The sequence below is a fragment of the Ruegeria sp. AD11(2025) genome (genome assembly GCF_056542405.1).
The window spans coordinates 133,624-148,530 of record NZ_JBQFZU010000003.1 but is presented as its reverse complement, the minus strand read 5'-3'; the positions used below and the strand labels follow the sequence as shown (position 1 = coordinate 148,530).

General features: G+C 58.9%; 13 protein-coding genes and 2 pseudogenes. 9 read left to right on the top strand and 6 right to left on the bottom strand.

The window, feature by feature from the left end; genetic code table 11:
- The first annotated feature begins 56 nt into the window (after window positions 1–56).
- A complete protein-coding gene (locus ACR1XY_RS04175) occupies window positions 57–644 on the top strand; it encodes a uracil-DNA glycosylase family protein (protein ID WP_480590164.1) in 588 nt (195 codons plus the stop codon).
- Window positions 637–1,425 carry an SseB family protein gene (locus ACR1XY_RS04170; protein WP_480590162.1) on the top strand — a complete coding sequence of 263 codons (789 nt, stop codon included), beginning with the start codon at window positions 637–639 and terminating at the stop codon, window positions 1,423–1,425. The genes ACR1XY_RS04175 and ACR1XY_RS04170 overlap by 8 nt, the downstream gene beginning before the upstream one ends.
- A 40-nt stretch (window positions 1,426–1,465) precedes the next feature.
- On the opposite strand, the gene yghU is transcribed toward ACR1XY_RS04170, so the two are convergent.
- On the bottom strand, window positions 1,466–2,344 hold the full coding sequence (gene yghU, locus ACR1XY_RS04165) for a glutathione-dependent disulfide-bond oxidoreductase (protein WP_480590160.1): 879 nt from the start codon (window positions 2,342–2,344) through the stop codon (window positions 1,466–1,468).
- 230 nt (window positions 2,345–2,574) lie between these two features.
- On the opposite strand from yghU, the gene ACR1XY_RS04160 reads away from it, so the two are divergent.
- Window positions 2,575–3,093, top strand: coding sequence for a YHS domain-containing (seleno)protein (locus ACR1XY_RS04160; protein WP_480590158.1), 519 nt, complete (start codon window positions 2,575–2,577; stop codon window positions 3,091–3,093).
- 53 nt (window positions 3,094–3,146) lie between these two features.
- Here ACR1XY_RS04160 and ACR1XY_RS04155 read toward each other — a convergent pair whose 3' ends face one another.
- Together ACR1XY_RS04155 and metF are read right to left on the bottom strand one after the other, a co-directional pair.
- Window positions 3,147–3,800, bottom strand: coding sequence for a DnaJ domain-containing protein (locus ACR1XY_RS04155; RefSeq protein WP_480590156.1), 654 nt, complete (start codon window positions 3,798–3,800; stop codon window positions 3,147–3,149).
- 215 nt (window positions 3,801–4,015) lie between these two features.
- Window positions 4,016–4,882, bottom strand: a complete 867-nt coding sequence (gene metF, locus ACR1XY_RS04150) for a methylenetetrahydrofolate reductase [NAD(P)H] (RefSeq protein ID WP_480590154.1) — start codon at window positions 4,880–4,882, stop codon at window positions 4,016–4,018.
- A gap of 94 nt (window positions 4,883–4,976) precedes the next feature.
- On the opposite strand from metF, the gene ACR1XY_RS04145 reads away from it, so the two are divergent.
- From ACR1XY_RS04145 to ACR1XY_RS04135, 3 genes and pseudogenes are all read left to right on the top strand, one after another.
- Complete coding sequence (locus ACR1XY_RS04145) at window positions 4,977–5,882, top strand: LysR family transcriptional regulator (protein WP_480590152.1); 906 nt, start codon at window positions 4,977–4,979, stop codon at window positions 5,880–5,882.
- 96 nt (window positions 5,883–5,978) lie between these two features.
- Entirely contained in the window at window positions 5,979–6,764 is a 786-nt protein-coding gene (locus tag ACR1XY_RS04140; RefSeq protein WP_480590150.1) for an inositol monophosphatase family protein, read from the top strand.
- Window positions 6,765–7,182: 418 nt separating this feature from the next.
- Window positions 7,183–8,147, top strand: a pseudogene (locus ACR1XY_RS04135) (DDE-type integrase/transposase/recombinase).
- A gap of 480 nt (window positions 8,148–8,627) precedes the next feature.
- Here the strand turns inward: ACR1XY_RS04135 and ACR1XY_RS04130 are convergent.
- Window positions 8,628–8,969 carry a hypothetical protein gene (locus tag ACR1XY_RS04130; protein ID WP_480590148.1) on the bottom strand — a complete coding sequence of 114 codons (342 nt, stop codon included), beginning with the start codon at window positions 8,967–8,969 and terminating at the stop codon, window positions 8,628–8,630.
- A gap of 345 nt (window positions 8,970–9,314) precedes the next feature.
- Here ACR1XY_RS04130 and ACR1XY_RS04125 point away from each other — a divergent pair.
- A pseudogene (locus tag ACR1XY_RS04125) lies at window positions 9,315–9,488 on the top strand (IclR family transcriptional regulator domain-containing protein); the annotation flags it as partial.
- Between the two features lie 27 nt (window positions 9,489–9,515).
- Here ACR1XY_RS04125 and ACR1XY_RS04120 read toward each other — a convergent pair.
- Together ACR1XY_RS04120 and putA are read right to left on the bottom strand one after the other, a co-directional pair.
- Entirely contained in the window at window positions 9,516–10,259 is a 744-nt protein-coding gene (locus tag ACR1XY_RS04120; protein ID WP_480590146.1) for a rhomboid family intramembrane serine protease, read from the bottom strand.
- A 42-nt stretch (window positions 10,260–10,301) separates the two neighbouring features.
- Window positions 10,302–13,703 (bottom strand): bifunctional proline dehydrogenase/L-glutamate gamma-semialdehyde dehydrogenase PutA, encoded by a 3,402-nt coding sequence (gene putA / locus ACR1XY_RS04115; RefSeq protein ID WP_480590144.1) that lies wholly within the window; start codon window positions 13,701–13,703, stop codon window positions 10,302–10,304.
- Between the two features lie 102 nt (window positions 13,704–13,805).
- Here putA and ACR1XY_RS04110 point away from each other — a divergent pair, with 102 nt between their 5' ends.
- Together ACR1XY_RS04110 and ACR1XY_RS04105 are read left to right on the top strand one after the other, a co-directional pair.
- Window positions 13,806–14,294, top strand: coding sequence for an Lrp/AsnC family transcriptional regulator (locus ACR1XY_RS04110; RefSeq protein ID WP_480590142.1), 489 nt, complete (start codon window positions 13,806–13,808; stop codon window positions 14,292–14,294).
- Between the two features lie 30 nt (window positions 14,295–14,324).
- Complete coding sequence (locus ACR1XY_RS04105) at window positions 14,325–14,888, top strand: tetratricopeptide repeat protein (RefSeq protein ID WP_480590140.1); 564 nt, start codon at window positions 14,325–14,327, stop codon at window positions 14,886–14,888.
- The last annotated feature ends 19 nt before the right edge of the window (window positions 14,889–14,907 follow it).

The window sequence follows — 14,907 nt, the reverse complement described above, 5'->3', positions numbered from 1 at the left end:
TGACTATCTTTCACTTCGACCGTCAACCAGTTTGATACAGGGAATCTTGCGATCTGATGAATTCGCTGCAGAAAGAGATTGAAGCCTGTCGCATCTGCGCGGACAGATTTCGGGCCACGCAAACCGCGCATGAACCGCGCCCAGTGGTCTGGTTTCGACACGGCACCCCGCTGCTGGTTGCAGGGCAGGCGCCAGGCGCGCGGGTCCATGCCTCGGGCCGTCCGTTCACCGACCCGTCCGGTGACCGCTTGCGCGACTGGCTGGGGATCGATGCGGCGGTGTTCTATGACCGTGCCCGTGTGTCGATCGTGCCGATGGCGTTCTGCTTTCCGGGGTATAACGAACGCAAAGCCGACCTGCCGCCTCCGCCGGTCTGTGGGCGAACGTGGCACAACAGGGTGATGGACGAGCTGGGGCAGGTACCGTTGACCATTCTGGTCGGTGGGCACGCGCACAAGTATCACCTTGGTGCACGCGGTTCGGTTACGGATACGGTGCAGCGCTGGCAAGACTATGCGCCGCAGGTCTTTCCCTTGCCTCATCCGTCCTGGCGGAATACGGCATGGTTGAAGAAAAACCCGTGGTTCGAGGCCGAACTGTTGCCGGTTCTGCGCGCGCGGGTGCAAGAGGTTCTGAATGACTGACACAACCGCCCTTGATACCGCCCACGCCGCTATGGAAGCCAATCGACAGGACGACGTAGCGCGGTTGCGCTTCTTCGAACGGCTCGCTGACAGCGAACTGTTTTTGTTGCTGGCCGAAGAGGCACAGGGTGAAAACATCACGCCCGAGCTGTTCGATGTCGCCGATGGCCGGTTCGTTCTGGCCTTCGACCGCGAGGACCGGCTGGCCCGCTTTGCCGAACGCCCGGTGCCCTACGTGGCGCTTTCGGGGCGGGTTCTGTCCGGGATGCTGGCGGGGCAGGAGGTCGGTCTTGGGCTGAACCTAGAGGTCGCGCCGTCCTCGATGCTGATCCCGGCCGAAGCGCTGGGCTGGCTGGCTACAACTCTGGAACATGCGCCGGAAGAGGTGCAGCAACGTCTGGCCGAATTCCTGCCTCCGACCGGCCTACCGGATGACTTGCTGAAAGCGCTGGACACGAAGCTGGCCACCGCCGCTGGCTTGGCCGAGGCCGCGTTTCTGGTTGGAACTATATCAGAGGATGGAGGCGCTGGCCATCTGCTGGGCATTGTCGGCGCGGTTGAGGGGGCCGAGCCTGCGCTGGCCAAAGCAGCTTCGGAGGCGCTGACCTTTTCCGGTATCGAGGCCGGGGCGATGGATGTCGGGTTCTTTGGCCCGCATGACCCCGCCGCGGCGGTATTGGCACGAGTCGGTCTGAAGTTTGACCTGCCGCAGCCCGAACAAAGGGTAGTTCAACAGATCACACCGGGCCGCGACCCGGACAAGCCGCCAATTCTGAAATAGGCAAACCCCGCAACCCGTTGGGTCGCGGGGCCGCGTGTTGTTATTCTGCGGCGGCTTCGAGTTTGTCCTGCGTGCGGGTTTCAAAGTCGCTGGCGTCGTGGCGCTCGTGCAGCTGAGTGTGCGGCTCACCAAACGCGCGGTTGACCATACGACCCCGCTGAACTGCAGGGCGCGCATCGACGGCCTTGGCCCAACGCATCACATTTTTATAGGACTCTACATCCAGGAACTCGGCCGCGCTGTACAGACGGCCCAGAACCAGCTGGCCATACCAGGGCCAGATCGCCATGTCAGCGATGGTATAGTCTTCACCCGCGATATAGGTGTTCTCGGCCAGTTGACGGTCCAGAACGTCCAGTTGACGCTTGGCTTCCATGGCGAAGCGGTTGATCGGGTATTCCCATTTCTCGGGCGCGTACGCGTAGAAGTGGCCGAACCCTCCGCCCAGATAGGGCGCGCTGCCCATCTGCCAGAAGACCCAGTTCATCACCTCAGTCCGCTTGTGGCCGGATTTCGGCAGGAAGGCGTCGAATTTCTCGGCCAGGTGGAACAGGATCGAAGCGCTTTCGAAAACGCGCACAGGCGCGTCACCCGAGCGATCCCACAGCGCGGGGATTTTCGAGTTCGGGTTCGCCTCGACAAAGCCCGAGCCGAACTGGTCGCCCTCGCCGATATTGATCAGCCATGCATTGTATTCAGCACCTTCATGACCCAGCGCCAACAGCTCCTCCAGCATGACGGTCACTTTGACACCATTCGGGGTCGCCAGCGAATACAACTGCAGCGGATGGCGTCCGACTGGCAGGTCCTTGTCATGGGTAGCACCAGCGATGGGGCGGTTAATATTGGCAAATTGGCCACCGCTTTCGCTATCCCATGTCCAGACTTCGGGGGGCGTATATGGGGATTGCTCGGTCATCTGTCGTCTTTCTCAGCAAAGTTCAAGTGAATTGTCCGTCCGCCATAACAGCTAATGTTGCAATGCCCCGAGTCCAACCCCGGATGTGAAAGAGGTTTTGTAACAATCGGGGGCGAACTTCTCACGTTTTTTCATCCGACCTCACAGCGGCGCGAGCAGGACTGCCCATCGGAGCGAAAATACCTATTCTCTCTGCAACGCCATACCCAAAGGACAAAAGGATTGACCCTATGAAACGCTTTGCCCTGACTTTCGCGACTGCTCTGACCCTTGCCGCTCCGGCTTTTGCCGGGGATCAATATGTGGACGGCACCGGCTTTGCCGTGTCAGGTTATGACGTAGTCGCCTATCGCGGACTGGATCAGGTGCCAGTTGGCCAGTCCCAGCCCGAAGCGGTGCGCGGCCATGCGGATATCACGGCGGATTACAACGGTGCGACCTGGGCGTTTTCGTCTCAAGAGAACCGCGACAAGTTCCTTGAAAACCCGGCTTATTACGCACCGCAATACGATGGCCACTGTGCCTATGGCGTCTCGAAAGGCGGTAAGGTTCCGGCGAACCCGAACCTGTGGCGGATCGTTGATGACAAACTGTACCTGAACATTACGGATGTTGTTGTCGGGTTCTGGGAAGAGGATGTCCCTGGGAATATCAATCTTGCTGAAGGAAACTGGCCGGGGATCGAAGCCGATGGCGCATCGACAAGCGTTATTCCAAAATTCACCTCGGAAGGTCCGGTTGCGAACTAAACCGACACTGGTCAAAGATAAGCCCGGTCTTCACAAGGCCGGGTTTTTTCCATTCAGCTGGCCAGCCAAAAGTCATCCCGCATTTGCTGATCCGCATCAAACTTGATGCGCACGCTTTTTGCTCCGGGGAATTTTCGTGCTGTGATCGTTTCCGGAACCACGACCTCACCCGCGCCGGAATCATTGGACTGAAAGCTTAGCACTTCGGTTTCCAATCGCCGGGCTGCAGCCAGAAACGAGGTCGGCAGCGCCACACGGTTCGACCCTTCCTGCACCGGGGTCGGAACGAAATAAGTCAGATGACGGCCATAGAAACCGACCGCATCAGGGACATGGTCCGCTTCTGCGATGCCGTGTGGGTCTGGGTTTGGATCGGCACCGTCCGGGCTGTGTGCCAGAGCGGTGTTAAGCAATACGCGACAGGCGTCTATGTCGGTGCTTTCCAGTTCGATCACGCGTTTGCGCAACTTCGGCCGTCGGGGCGCGCCGGCGGTTTTCCCTTTGGTGGTCAGTCCTTCGCGGCGCAGAAAGTCATACGCCTCTTTGGCACGTGCAAAACGGGTGCAGTCGCCATTTCTATGATCTGGATGAGCGCGAAATGCGATGTGGCGCCAGGCATCCCGGATATCGTCGGAACTTGCTGTCTGGTCCAATCCCAGAGCCGCCAATGCATCAGCGCGTGCATTTATCTTCTCAACTGGCTCCATGCCCAAGTAACTCTTTAAACAAACACAACAACCTCAGTTTGAGGAGGCGCAGGGTTTTGTCAAATTTTGCGAAAATTTATTGCGGCTCAAGGGACAGTTTGCCCCAGAGAAGACTATTGTTCTCGCATGAGCTGCGGCCGCCAAACGCGCCGCAATCCCACGAAAAAAGCCCGGAGCCTGAGCGGGATCCGGGCGAAGGTAACTAACAGGAAGACTCAGGCGACGTTCTGCAGTTCGGCCCGTGGCGTGATACCCAGCGCAAAGCACACGTCACGTGTCAGCTCTGGCCGGTTCAGCGTGTAGAAATGCAGTTTGTCCACGCCGCCATCGATCAGGTCGGAACACAGCTCAGTACACAGGGCGGTGGCCAGCAGATCTTCACGATCGTCGCGTACCGCCTTTTCAAAGGCGTGTTCGATCCAGTCGGGAATATGTGTCCCACACCGGCGCGCAAAGTTGCGGGCACCTTTCCAGTTCTCGATCGGCAGGATGCCGGGCACGATGGGCTTGTCGATGCCAGCCTTTTCGCAGGCGTCGCGGAACCGGAAATACGTCTCGGCTTCGAAGAAGAACTGAGTCAGTGCTTCGTCCGCACCGGCGTCCAGCTTGGCCTTGAGCCAGTCAACATCCGCCGCAAAATCACGCGCTTCCGGGTGCTTGTCGGGATATGCCCCAACGCGAATGCTGAACATCTCGGTTTCCGACAGCGCCTCGATCAATTCAACCGAATTGGCAAACCCTTCTGGGTGTGGTTGGAAGCGATCCTGGCCTTTGGGCGGGTCGCCTCGCAGGGCAACAATACTCTGTACTCCGGCTCGTGCGAAGGTATCCGCGATTTCAAGTGTCTCTTGGCGTGAAGCGTCAACGCAAGTCAGATGCGCGGCTACCTGCAGGCCAGACGACTTGTGCAGCGTCGCCACTGCCTCGCGCGTCAACTCTCGCGTTGTGCCCCCTGCACCATAGGTGACCGAGACAAAACGCGGCTCCAAAGGTGCCAGAGTCTGAACCGTGTCCCAGAGGCGGAACGACGCCTCAAGAGATTGCGGAGGGAAGAACTCGAATGAGATTTCTGGTTTTGTCATAGTTGCCTCACAGGTCCAAACTGAAACACTTGTGCCAGTTTCCGCATTGTGAGACAAACTCATATTACTCAAGAACAACATGAGTCACATTGCAATGCACATTGAATTTCGCCACCTGCGTACGATCAAAGCTATTCATGAATGCGGTGGCCTGGCCCGTGCGGCGGACCAGTTGAATATTACGCAATCGGCTTTAAGTCATCAAATCAAAGGGTTAGAGGATCAAGCCGGGGTCGAGTTGTTTCTGCGCCGGTCCAAGCCGATGAAGCTGTCGGCGGCAGGGTTGCGCCTGTTGCGGTTGGCGGAACAGATTCTGCCGCAGGTCGAAGCGACGCAGCAGGAGTTTTCGTCGCTGCGCGATGGCCGCACCGGGCGAATGCATATCGCTATCGAATGCCACGCCTGTTTTGAATGGCTGTTTCCGGTGCTGGAGTCCTTCCGTAAATCCTGGGGCGATGTAGATGTCGATATCCGTCCGGGCCTTGCTTTTGATGCGTTGCCCGCATTGCAGAAGGAAGAGGTCGATCTGGTCGTCTCATCCGATCCCGAGGATCTGCCGGGCGTCGAGTTCATCGAACTGTTCGACTATGACGCGGTTTTTGTTGCGGCTTCGTCGCATCCTTTGGCGCAGAAGGATTTCATTGAGGCCGAGGATTTCCGTGGCCAAACCCTGATCACCTATCCGGTCGAACGCACCCGTCTGGATATCTTCAGCCAGTTGCTGATCCCCGCACGGGTCGAACCTGCCGCGATCCGACAGGTCGAACTGACTGCGGTAATCCTGTTGCTGGTGGCGTCGAACCGGGGTGTTTCAGTGCTGCCCGATTGGGTCGTGCGCGAAGTAAAGTACAATTCCGACTACGTCACCCGCCCGCTGACAAAAGATGGAATCACCCGCAGGCTTTACGCTGCGGTGCGCACCGAAGATCTTGAAAAACCCTACGTGCAAAAGTTAATCGAACTGGCGGGAACCGAGGCGCGCAAACTACAGAAGCGATAGGTGCGAAATGCGGATCTGCTATGCGCATCATTCCTCTTGGCAAGGGCGCATTGCCCCAGTATACGCGCGGTTTGACCGAACAGGAGCCGTTGGACAATGGTAGGCAGTGCAAACCTCAACATCATGATCAAGGCCGCGCGTAAGGCGGGGCGTTCGTTGGTCAAGGATTTTCGCGAAGTCGAGAACCTTCAGGTGTCGATGAAAGGCGCGGGTGACTTTGTCTCCAAGGCAGATATTGCAGCCGAGGAAATCCTGAAAGAGGAACTGCTGGGCGCGCGGCCGACCTACGGCTGGCTGGCCGAAGAGGGCGGTTCCATCGCTGGCGAAGATCCGACCCGCCGCTGGATCGTTGACCCGCTGGACGGCACTACAAACTTCCTGCACGGCCTGCCGCATTGGGCGATCTCGATCGCGCTGGAGCACAAGGGCAAGATTGTCGCCGGTGTGATCTACGACGCCGCCAAGGACGAGATGTTCTTCGCTGAAAAAGGCGAAGGCGCATGGATGAACGACACCCGAATTCGTGTCTCGGGCCGTCATCGCATGATCGAATCGATCTTCTCGACTGGCCTGCCGTTTGGTGGCCGTTCGGACCTGCCTGCCACGCTGCAGGATCTGGCCCGCCTGATGCCCGTGTGCGCCGGTGTGCGCCGTTGGGGCGCTGCGGCGCTGGACATGGCCTATGTGGCCGCGGGTCGCTATGAAGGGTTCTGGGAACGTCGGTTGAACGCCTGGGACGTGGCTGCAGGGATCATCATCGTGAAAGAGGCCGGCGGCTTTGTGCAAGCCCTGAACTCTGAAGGCAGCGTGCTGGAGGATGGTGAGGTGATCTGTTCGAACGAACCGATCTTCGATCAGTTCTCCAAGGTGATCCGGGGCTAATACCCCGATATACCCGTTGAGCAAGCGCGCCCCGTTGGAGGTGCGCTTTTTCGTTTCAGAGTGTGGCGCGCAGCGCCGGGCCTGTCGCATCCGCAAAACGCGCGGCACCGGAGGCGATGGTTAGGCCCTTTAGCCCGACGCCGGTTCCATCAAACAGGATGATCTCACCCTAGCTTGTCCGTCCGGGGCGATCGCGGCCGATGACCGCGTCGGTGGGGTAACTTGCGCGGCCTTCAGGTCACCGCTGCCGACGACATGTTGTGCCTCGCTGATGGATATCGATTGGACGGCCTCGTCGGCGAATACAGAGGCGTGCGCCACTGGTGCGATGTCGACCATATGCTTGCCTTTTGTGCCGGTGCTTTAGCCTCCAAACTGAATTGGTCCACCGCTGTGTTTCGTAAACGGAGGACCAAGAATGGCAAACAAGCGACCGCAGCTCGAAGGGATTGTCTTGAAGGTAAGGCAAGTTGAGGTGCCGATAGGGCAGGATAAGTCCCGACTGGACGCGATCGGACAGATCGGAGTTGTGGATCAAACTTATTAACGCTGGTGTAAACAATATGGTGGAATGGGTGAAGATCAACTGATGGAACTGAAGTGCCTTCAGCTGGGGAATGACAGGTTGAGGTGATTGGATTTGAGACCGGCGCTCGACAAGTTGATCTTAAGGGAAGCTGCGAAGGGAAAATTCTGAGCCCCGCTCGTCGTCGCGCTTGCATCGATCATGTGCGCAGCCAGTTAAAAGAGTCTGAACGCAGGGCCTGCCATGTTATGGGGCAACATTGTTCGACAAAGGTGTATGTTCCAAGAGACCAAGCAGATGAGGATCGGTTGGTTGCCGATGCGATCGAGCCGGCGAGACAATATGGTTGCAATGGCTACCGTCGGATTACGGCCAGAGTATCGAAACTAAGTCTGGACACATGGTTTCGTTCATTGCCGGTCAGATGATGGGAAGGTGTTCCGCAATAAAAATGTCCTTGATGGACACAGCCGGGAATGTCTGGCGAACCAGTTGAAGCGCAGGCTGAACTCCACTGATGTAATTGATGTTCTTTCAGACCTGTTCATCCTGCGTGGCGCTCCCGCCTTCCTCCAGTCGGACAATGGCCCTGAATTCGTTGCACATGCTGTCCGAAATTGGATCGCCGCCGCCTGCGCAATGATCGCTTGCATAGAACCAGGGGCACTTCGGGAGAACGGATATTGCGTGACCATCTACAGATTGCTCGAGGCTCAATTTCTGATCGAATTATTAGGGAAACACATAGTAAAAAAATGCGAAGTGCATTGGGCTGCCGCCCACCGGCCCCTGAAACCGACATCCTGATAGAACTGAGGCCAATCACACACAAAAACCAGTTTGGACCACTCAGATGAGACCGCTCATTGAAGGCCCCGGCCTCCTGATAGTTCTCGCTTTTGAAGAATCGTTGCGCGCCGGTTAGCTCATCCGGATAGTCGGACCGCAGGGCAGGTGTGCGGTTGAAATGGGGTTCGATCCGCTCATTCGCCTCGTGAAATTAGGAGAGCGTCAGGCAGCCGACAGTGGTTAGCGCGTTCAAGATAAATCTCTTTTTTACGCCGCCCGGTTCGATAGGTTAGTTCAGATCGGCCATGGTCATTTTGATCCTAGCGAGGCCGGACAGCACCATAACGTCCGTCAGGTTGCCCAGATCGCAGATGCGGAAGGCCTTGCCATTCATCTCGCCCAGCCGGATGCTAAAACTGACGCCATCCGCGTTGAAGGCATATTCAGTCGGGTATTGCTGTTAAAGTCCTCAGGGTCGACGCAGAGAATTGCAAACCTGTCGCTAGAAGGAAGCCCTTTTGCGATGCCGGCAAAGCGATATCGATGCCCTAGTCATCATAGTCGAACGGCATTGAGGGAAGCGAGTTGGTGCAATCCACGAACAGGATCGCAGGTTCGACACTGGCATCCATCGCCCTGCGCTTCGCTGCCATGTCCGAGCGCACCCAGGGGACTGTTTCGTTATGGGTGACCAGGACTGCCTTGATCTCATGGTCCGTGTCTGCTGCCAGAGCATCGGCAAACTTCTCCGCCGGCGCTCTGCTGCTCCAGGGGCTCCCGATGATCCGCACGTCCAGACCGTGATGCTGGCACAGATTGATCAAAGGATGTATGTACATCCCATACCGTGCCATCAGAACCGCATCCTTGGGGCTGAGTGTGTCGGTCACCGCAGCCTCCCACTCACTCGTTCCGCTGGCAAGTAAAGTGATGACCTGATCCGTAGTTGTTTCAGAAATGTTTTTCTGTCCTCTAGCGGCGGTGAGAATGTCCCAACAAAATCCGGAGTGCAGAGGTCCTGGGTCTGAACGTGTATCGCCTGCCGCAGCCGGTTCGGGATGTCCGCCGGGCGCGCGTAAGACGATACTGGCTGCGATGAATCCGCATGCGGCCAGTATGTTCCTCAGTTCGGTCAATCCCGATCGTTTTATGGGCCGCAGGCAGATGCCAGGCTCGGACCTGACGGTGGATTTAGACAAGTTCGTGGCTGGGGATGGTCGTAGGACCACGAAGAACAGTACGAAGGAATGCTCGGTATCGGAGCCGTCATCAACAACGACCGTGCCGCACCCTGCGCCGGGATTTCCGTTTCTGGCCCGTCTGTCCGTATTCACGGGAACAGGGCACTGGAATTTGGCGCTTTGGTGAAAGATGCGGCGCAGGAAATCACGCGCTTCAGCGGCGGCTGAGTACCGTATCAAGCAAAGGGTTGCCCTTTATTTACGCGGTATCCGCGGGATACGGGATTGCGACAGTTTGTAATTGTGCTCGGGGTGGGGCGGGTGGCCGTGGGTACGGCTCCAATATGCCGGCCCACCGCGTTTCAACCAAAGCGGGATGCACAGGATCAGGCCGACAAGGAAGCCGCCGGTATGCGCCCAATAGGCGACGCCGCCTTCGTCCGGGTTGCTGGCGAAGCTGCCGACGAACTGGATGCCCAGCCAGATGCCCAGCATGATAAAGGCCGGAATTGTGAAGACCCGGAAATAGACGATCAGGATCAACAGGACGTCCACGCGGGCCTTCGGGAACAAAAGGAGATAGCCCCCCATCACTCCGGCGATAGCGCCTGACGCGCCAATCGTCGGCACCACCGAGGCCGGAGCGGTGATGACGTGGATCAACCCCGCGCCTACGCCGGCGACCAGATAGAACAGTAAGAAGGGCAGGTGGCCCATCTCGTCTTCGAGGTTGTCGCCGAAAATCCACAGAAACAGCATATTGCCCGCCAGATGCATCCAACCTCCGTGCAGGAACATCGAAGTCACGAGTGTTTCCAGCGCAAACCCGTCAGTGATCCGCGACGGGATGACCGCGTAGTCGAAATAGAGCCGACTTATCAGCCTCTCGTTACCCATGAACCCCACATAGCTGAGAAAAATCAGGATATTGGCCGCCATCAGAAGATAGACGACATATGGCGTACGCCCCGAGGGGTTATGGTCACGGATCGGAAACATGCGGCGACGCTGGGCTTTTCGCAGCCCAGCGTCAAGATACGGTTACGCCGCACCTCCCAACAGGGCGGCGTTACCGCCTGCGGCGGTAGTATCGACGCAGACGTGGCGCTCGCCCAATACGCGCGCGCGGTCAGGGTGCCCCGGGATCAGCGGCAGGATGGGACCGTTGCGGCGGGCCAAGCGACGTTCGATTTCACGCGCTGTGTCTTCGTCGCCCCACCAGAGTACACCTGAAAACCCGGTGGCGTTCTCGAGCGGGTGCAGATCCATCATGCCAGTTGCCTGGATGGCCGTGCCACCCAGAGATTTAACGGCCTCGGCTTGTGCTCGTGTCGCGTCCGGTCCCGGACCCATACATAGTAGGGGTGCACGAGGGGTTTCGCTCAGCCGGTTGGATTCGCCCGTCGGGCCGGGCAGGGACTGTGTGCGGATGGCGACGGGTTGGCCCTGCGGGGCGGGCAGGTCACCCATGGTACTGTCCCATTGCGCCGTGCTGTTCTGCCGATCCGGCGCGCAGAAGCGGGCCATGTAGTTCGGTCCACCCGCCTTGGGTCCGGTGCCCGACAACCCTTCGCCACCGAAGGGTTGCGAGCCGACGATAGCGCCGATCTGGTTGCGGTTGACATAGATGTTGCCCGCGTGGACAGCCTCGGTGATGTGCTGCACGCGGTCGTCGATGCGCGTGTGCAGGCCGAAGGTCAGCCCGTAGCCGGTGGCATTGATAGCGGCGATAACCTGATCGATCTCAGAGGCCTTGAACCGTGCCACATGCAGCACGGGGCCAAAGACCTCACGTTCAAGCCCGGCAATGCCGGAGATCTCGATCAAGGTAGGTGCGATGTAGGTGCCTTCGGGCGGTGTGTTCAGTTCTTTCAGAACCCGCCCTTCGGTGCGTGCTTTGGCAATGTGATCGGCAATACCCTTGCGCGCATCTTCATCAACCACCGGGCCACAATCGGTGGACAGCAGCCATGGATCACCAACCTGCAACGCCTCCATTGCGCCGGTCAGCATGGTCAGCAGACCGTTAGAGATATCCTCCTGCACATAGAGGCAGCGCAAGGCAGAGCACCTTTGGCCCGCCGATTGAAACGCGCTTTCTATGATGGACTGTACGGCCTGTTCGGGCAGCGCGGTACTGTCCACAATCATTGCGTTCAAACCGCCGGTTTCCGCGATCAGAGGCGTGCCGGGCCGCAGGTTTTCGGCCATGGCCTTGCGGATTTTCAGCGCCGTCGCGGTCGAGCCTGTGAAAGCCACCCCCGAAACCCGCGGATCCGAGGTCAGCGCCGCCCCAACGGACGGCCCACCCGGCAGCAATTGCAGCACATCGCGAGGGACGCCAGCCTCATGCAGCAACTGGACTGCACGGTGGGCAATCAGCGGTGTCTGCGGCGCAGGTTTGGCCAGCACGGCGTTGCCCGTAGCCAAAGCCGCCGAAATCTGGCCAGTAAAGATCGCCAGCGGAAAGTTCCACGGGCTGATGCAGGTGAACGTCCCCGCTGGTTCGGCCTGTGGGATGTTGGCCGCATAATAGCGCAGGAAATCGACCGCCTCGCGCAGTTCGGCCACCGCGTCGGGAACGGACTTGCCTGCCTCGCGGGCCAGCAGGGCGAACAACTCGCCGTAATGTGCTTCGTACAGACCAGCGGCGGCGTTCAGGATGCGCGCCCGGTCTTCGGCAGGGGCTTGCCACGGGCTGGCCGAAGCCAGGGCCAGTTCGACATCCTGTGCGCTGGCCGCAGCGACGGCACCGGGCCGGTCCTGCGGGTTTGCAGGATTGGTAACCGGCTGGTCTTCTCCGGGACGCGCATCTTCCGACAGTAGCGGTTGCGCGTACCAGTGATGGGCCCGGAATTCGTCCCGGGCTGCGTCGATCCGGTCGAGCGTCGGCGTATGGTGCAGGTCGAATCCCATGGAGTTCGGACGTTCGGGCTGAAACAGTTCAGGCCCGGTTGGCAGGCTGGGTTTCGGTTCCTGAATGGTAGCGAACGGGTCCGAAGCAACCTCTTCCGGCGGCACGGTCTCATCCACGATCTGGTTCACGAAAGACGAGTTCGCACCGTTTTCCAGCAGGCGCCGGACAAGATAGGCCAGAAGGTCACGGTGTGCCCCGACGGGCGCATAGATCCGGCAGCGGGTGTTGCTTTGGTCTTTTACGATCTGGTGCAAGGTTTCGCCCATCCCATGCAGGCGCTGAAACTCGAACGGCTGATCATTGGCCATATGCAGGATGGCACTGACCGTATGCGCGTTATGAGTGGCGAATTGCGGGTAGATTCGGTTGGTCATTCCCAACAGCTTGCGCGCATTGGCGATGTACGAGATGTCGGTCGCCTCTTTGCGGGTAAACACGGGGAAACCTGCGACGCCCTCGACTTGCGCGCGCTTGATTTCGGTGTCCCAATAGGCGCCTTTGACCAGTCGCACCATCAACTTGCGGTCATGGCGCTCCGCCATGTTATAGAGCGTATCCAGAACGATCCCGGCGCGCGGGCCGTAAGCCTGCACCACGATCCCGAACCCGTCCCACCTGGCAAGGGCGGGCTCGGCCATTACCTCTTCGATCACCTGCAGAGACAGCGACAGACGGTCGGCTTCCTCGGCATCGACGTTCAGACCCATTCCGGCCGCCTTGGCCAACAGGCAGAGCGCGCGCAGGCGGGGCACAAGCTCATCCATCACGCGCTGTTCCTGTGCGAGTTCATAGCGAGGGTGCAGCGCCGAAAGTTTTACTGAAATTCCGGGATTGGCGCGAATGTCATCATGGGTACACGCATCTGCAATGGCGGCAATCGCGCGCGAGTAAGACAGGTGATAGCGGGCGGCGTCGGCCTCGGTGCGTGCTGCCTCGCCCAGCATGTCGTAGGAATAGGTGTAGCCCTTGGCTTCCATCGCGTTGGCGCGGTCCATGGCAGATCGGATCGTCTCGCCTAGAACGAATTGGCGGCCCATCTCTTTCATCGCACGGCCTACGGCGGTGCGGATCACCGGCTCACCCAGTCTTTTGATCGCCCCGCGCAGAGCACTGACCGGCGAGGCTCTGCCCTCATCCAGTACCTTGCCCGTAAGCATCAGCGCCCAGGTCGATGCGTTCACCAGAGACGATGAGGACTGACCAAGATGCTTTCCCCAATCCGACGGCGCGATCTTGTCCTCGATCAGCGCGTCAATTGTGTCGGCATCCGGGACCCGCAGCAGCGCCTCGGCCAGACACATCAGCGCGACGCCTTCATCGGTGGACAGGCCATATTCAGCCAAAAACACCTCCATCATACCGGGTGAGGTGCTGGACCGGATATCGCGCACCAACTGCGCTGCCGCCGCGCAAATCGCGACGCGGTCGGGTTCGCTCAGTTCCGACTGTGCGATCAGGACATCCAGAATTTCGGACTGATCGGCATAGGTCTGGCTGTCGATATGGGTGCGCAGGCTGTGTGTCATGTATCCTCCGAGCTTTTGTTAAATATAGGATCGATTTTGCGGGATGATTGCCCTAATTTTGAGTTTAGAGAGGCGAATGGACTCAAATTTTGTGAGGTTTCGATGCAAATGAACCGCCCCGATCTGGACCGGTTTGACCGGGCGATCCTGACGATTCTGGCCGAGGACGGGCGTATCTCGGTCGCAGATCTGGCGCGACGCATCGGGTTGTCGAAATCCCCGACTCAAGCCCGCGTAAAAAGGCTTGAGGCCGAAGGGATCATCACCGGATATCGGGCTCTGCTGGATCCGATCCGTCTTGGGCTGGACCATGTCGCCTTTGTCGAGGTGCGCCTGACCGACACGCGCGAAAAGGCATTGGCCGAGTTCAACTCGGCGGTACGCAAGGTCGCCGAGATCGAGCAAGCCCATATGATCGCGTCGAATTTCGATTATCTGCTGAAAATCCGCACCGGTTCGATGTCGGAATATCGCGCCGTTCTGGCCGAGAAAATCTCCTCCCTGCCGCATGTGGCCAATACTTCTACTTTCGTGGCCATGGAGGCCGTTAAAGAAACCGGTGTATCAGGGGCCCTCGAAGGGATGGGTTGACGAAACGTTCGGTGGCGCCACCATTGGATCATGAAACAGATCGCTTTCACCTGCATCCTGTTGACCGTTTCTACACCCGCGCAAGCCGGGGAATGCCCGGCTGCACCAGATCACAGCGCGGGTGTCAGCGGAGTTATCGCGCAAATCCAGAAGGCCGAGACCGAGCAGGCCGCCCGAACCCTATCGAGCCAGTTGTGGGAGTTCTGGGCGGACGCGCCTGATGCAAGTTCACAACGGTTGCTGGACCGGGGAATGGCGCGTCTCAGGGCGTCGGACTTGCTGGGTGCGATCGAGGATTTCGACAAGCTGATCGCCTACTGCCCAACCTATGCCGAAGGGTATAACCAGCGCGCCTTTGCGTATTACCTCGGGCAGGATTTCGCCGCCGCCCTGCCCGATCTGGACAGGGCTATCGAACTATCGCCGAACCATGTGGCCGCGATCAGCGGGCGTGCGTTGACCTTGTTGGGACTAGAAAGGTTGGATGAGGCGCGAGAGACTTTGAATTATGCGCTGCAACTGAACCCGTGGCTGTCGGAACGCCATCTTTTGGGGCCGGGCGGTCCACTGGAGCCGCCCGGTCAGGATATCTGAGGAAAAACGCCCCGAACCG

Coding starts and splice junctions, on each gene's coding strand:
- ACR1XY_RS04175 (WP_480590164.1), top strand. CDS start 57: ATGAATTCGCTGCAGAAAGAGATTGAAGCCTGTCGCATCTGCGCGGAC.
- ACR1XY_RS04170 (WP_480590162.1), top strand. CDS start 637: ATGACTGACACAACCGCCCTTGATACCGCCCACGCCGCTATGGAAGCC.
- yghU (WP_480590160.1), bottom strand. CDS start 2,344: ATGACCGAGCAATCCCCATATACGCCCCCCGAAGTCTGGACATGGGAT.
- ACR1XY_RS04160 (WP_480590158.1), top strand. CDS start 2,575: ATGAAACGCTTTGCCCTGACTTTCGCGACTGCTCTGACCCTTGCCGCT.
- ACR1XY_RS04155 (WP_480590156.1), bottom strand. CDS start 3,800: ATGGAGCCAGTTGAGAAGATAAATGCACGCGCTGATGCATTGGCGGCT.
- metF (WP_480590154.1), bottom strand. CDS start 4,882: ATGACAAAACCAGAAATCTCATTCGAGTTCTTCCCTCCGCAATCTCTT.
- ACR1XY_RS04145 (WP_480590152.1), top strand. CDS start 4,977: ATGCACATTGAATTTCGCCACCTGCGTACGATCAAAGCTATTCATGAA.
- ACR1XY_RS04140 (WP_480590150.1), top strand. CDS start 5,979: ATGGTAGGCAGTGCAAACCTCAACATCATGATCAAGGCCGCGCGTAAG.
- ACR1XY_RS04120 (WP_480590146.1), bottom strand. CDS start 10,259: ATGTTTCCGATCCGTGACCATAACCCCTCGGGGCGTACGCCATATGTC.
- putA (WP_480590144.1), bottom strand. CDS start 13,703: ATGACACACAGCCTGCGCACCCATATCGACAGCCAGACCTATGCCGAT.
- ACR1XY_RS04110 (WP_480590142.1), top strand. CDS start 13,806: ATGCAAATGAACCGCCCCGATCTGGACCGGTTTGACCGGGCGATCCTG.
- ACR1XY_RS04105 (WP_480590140.1), top strand. CDS start 14,325: ATGAAACAGATCGCTTTCACCTGCATCCTGTTGACCGTTTCTACACCC.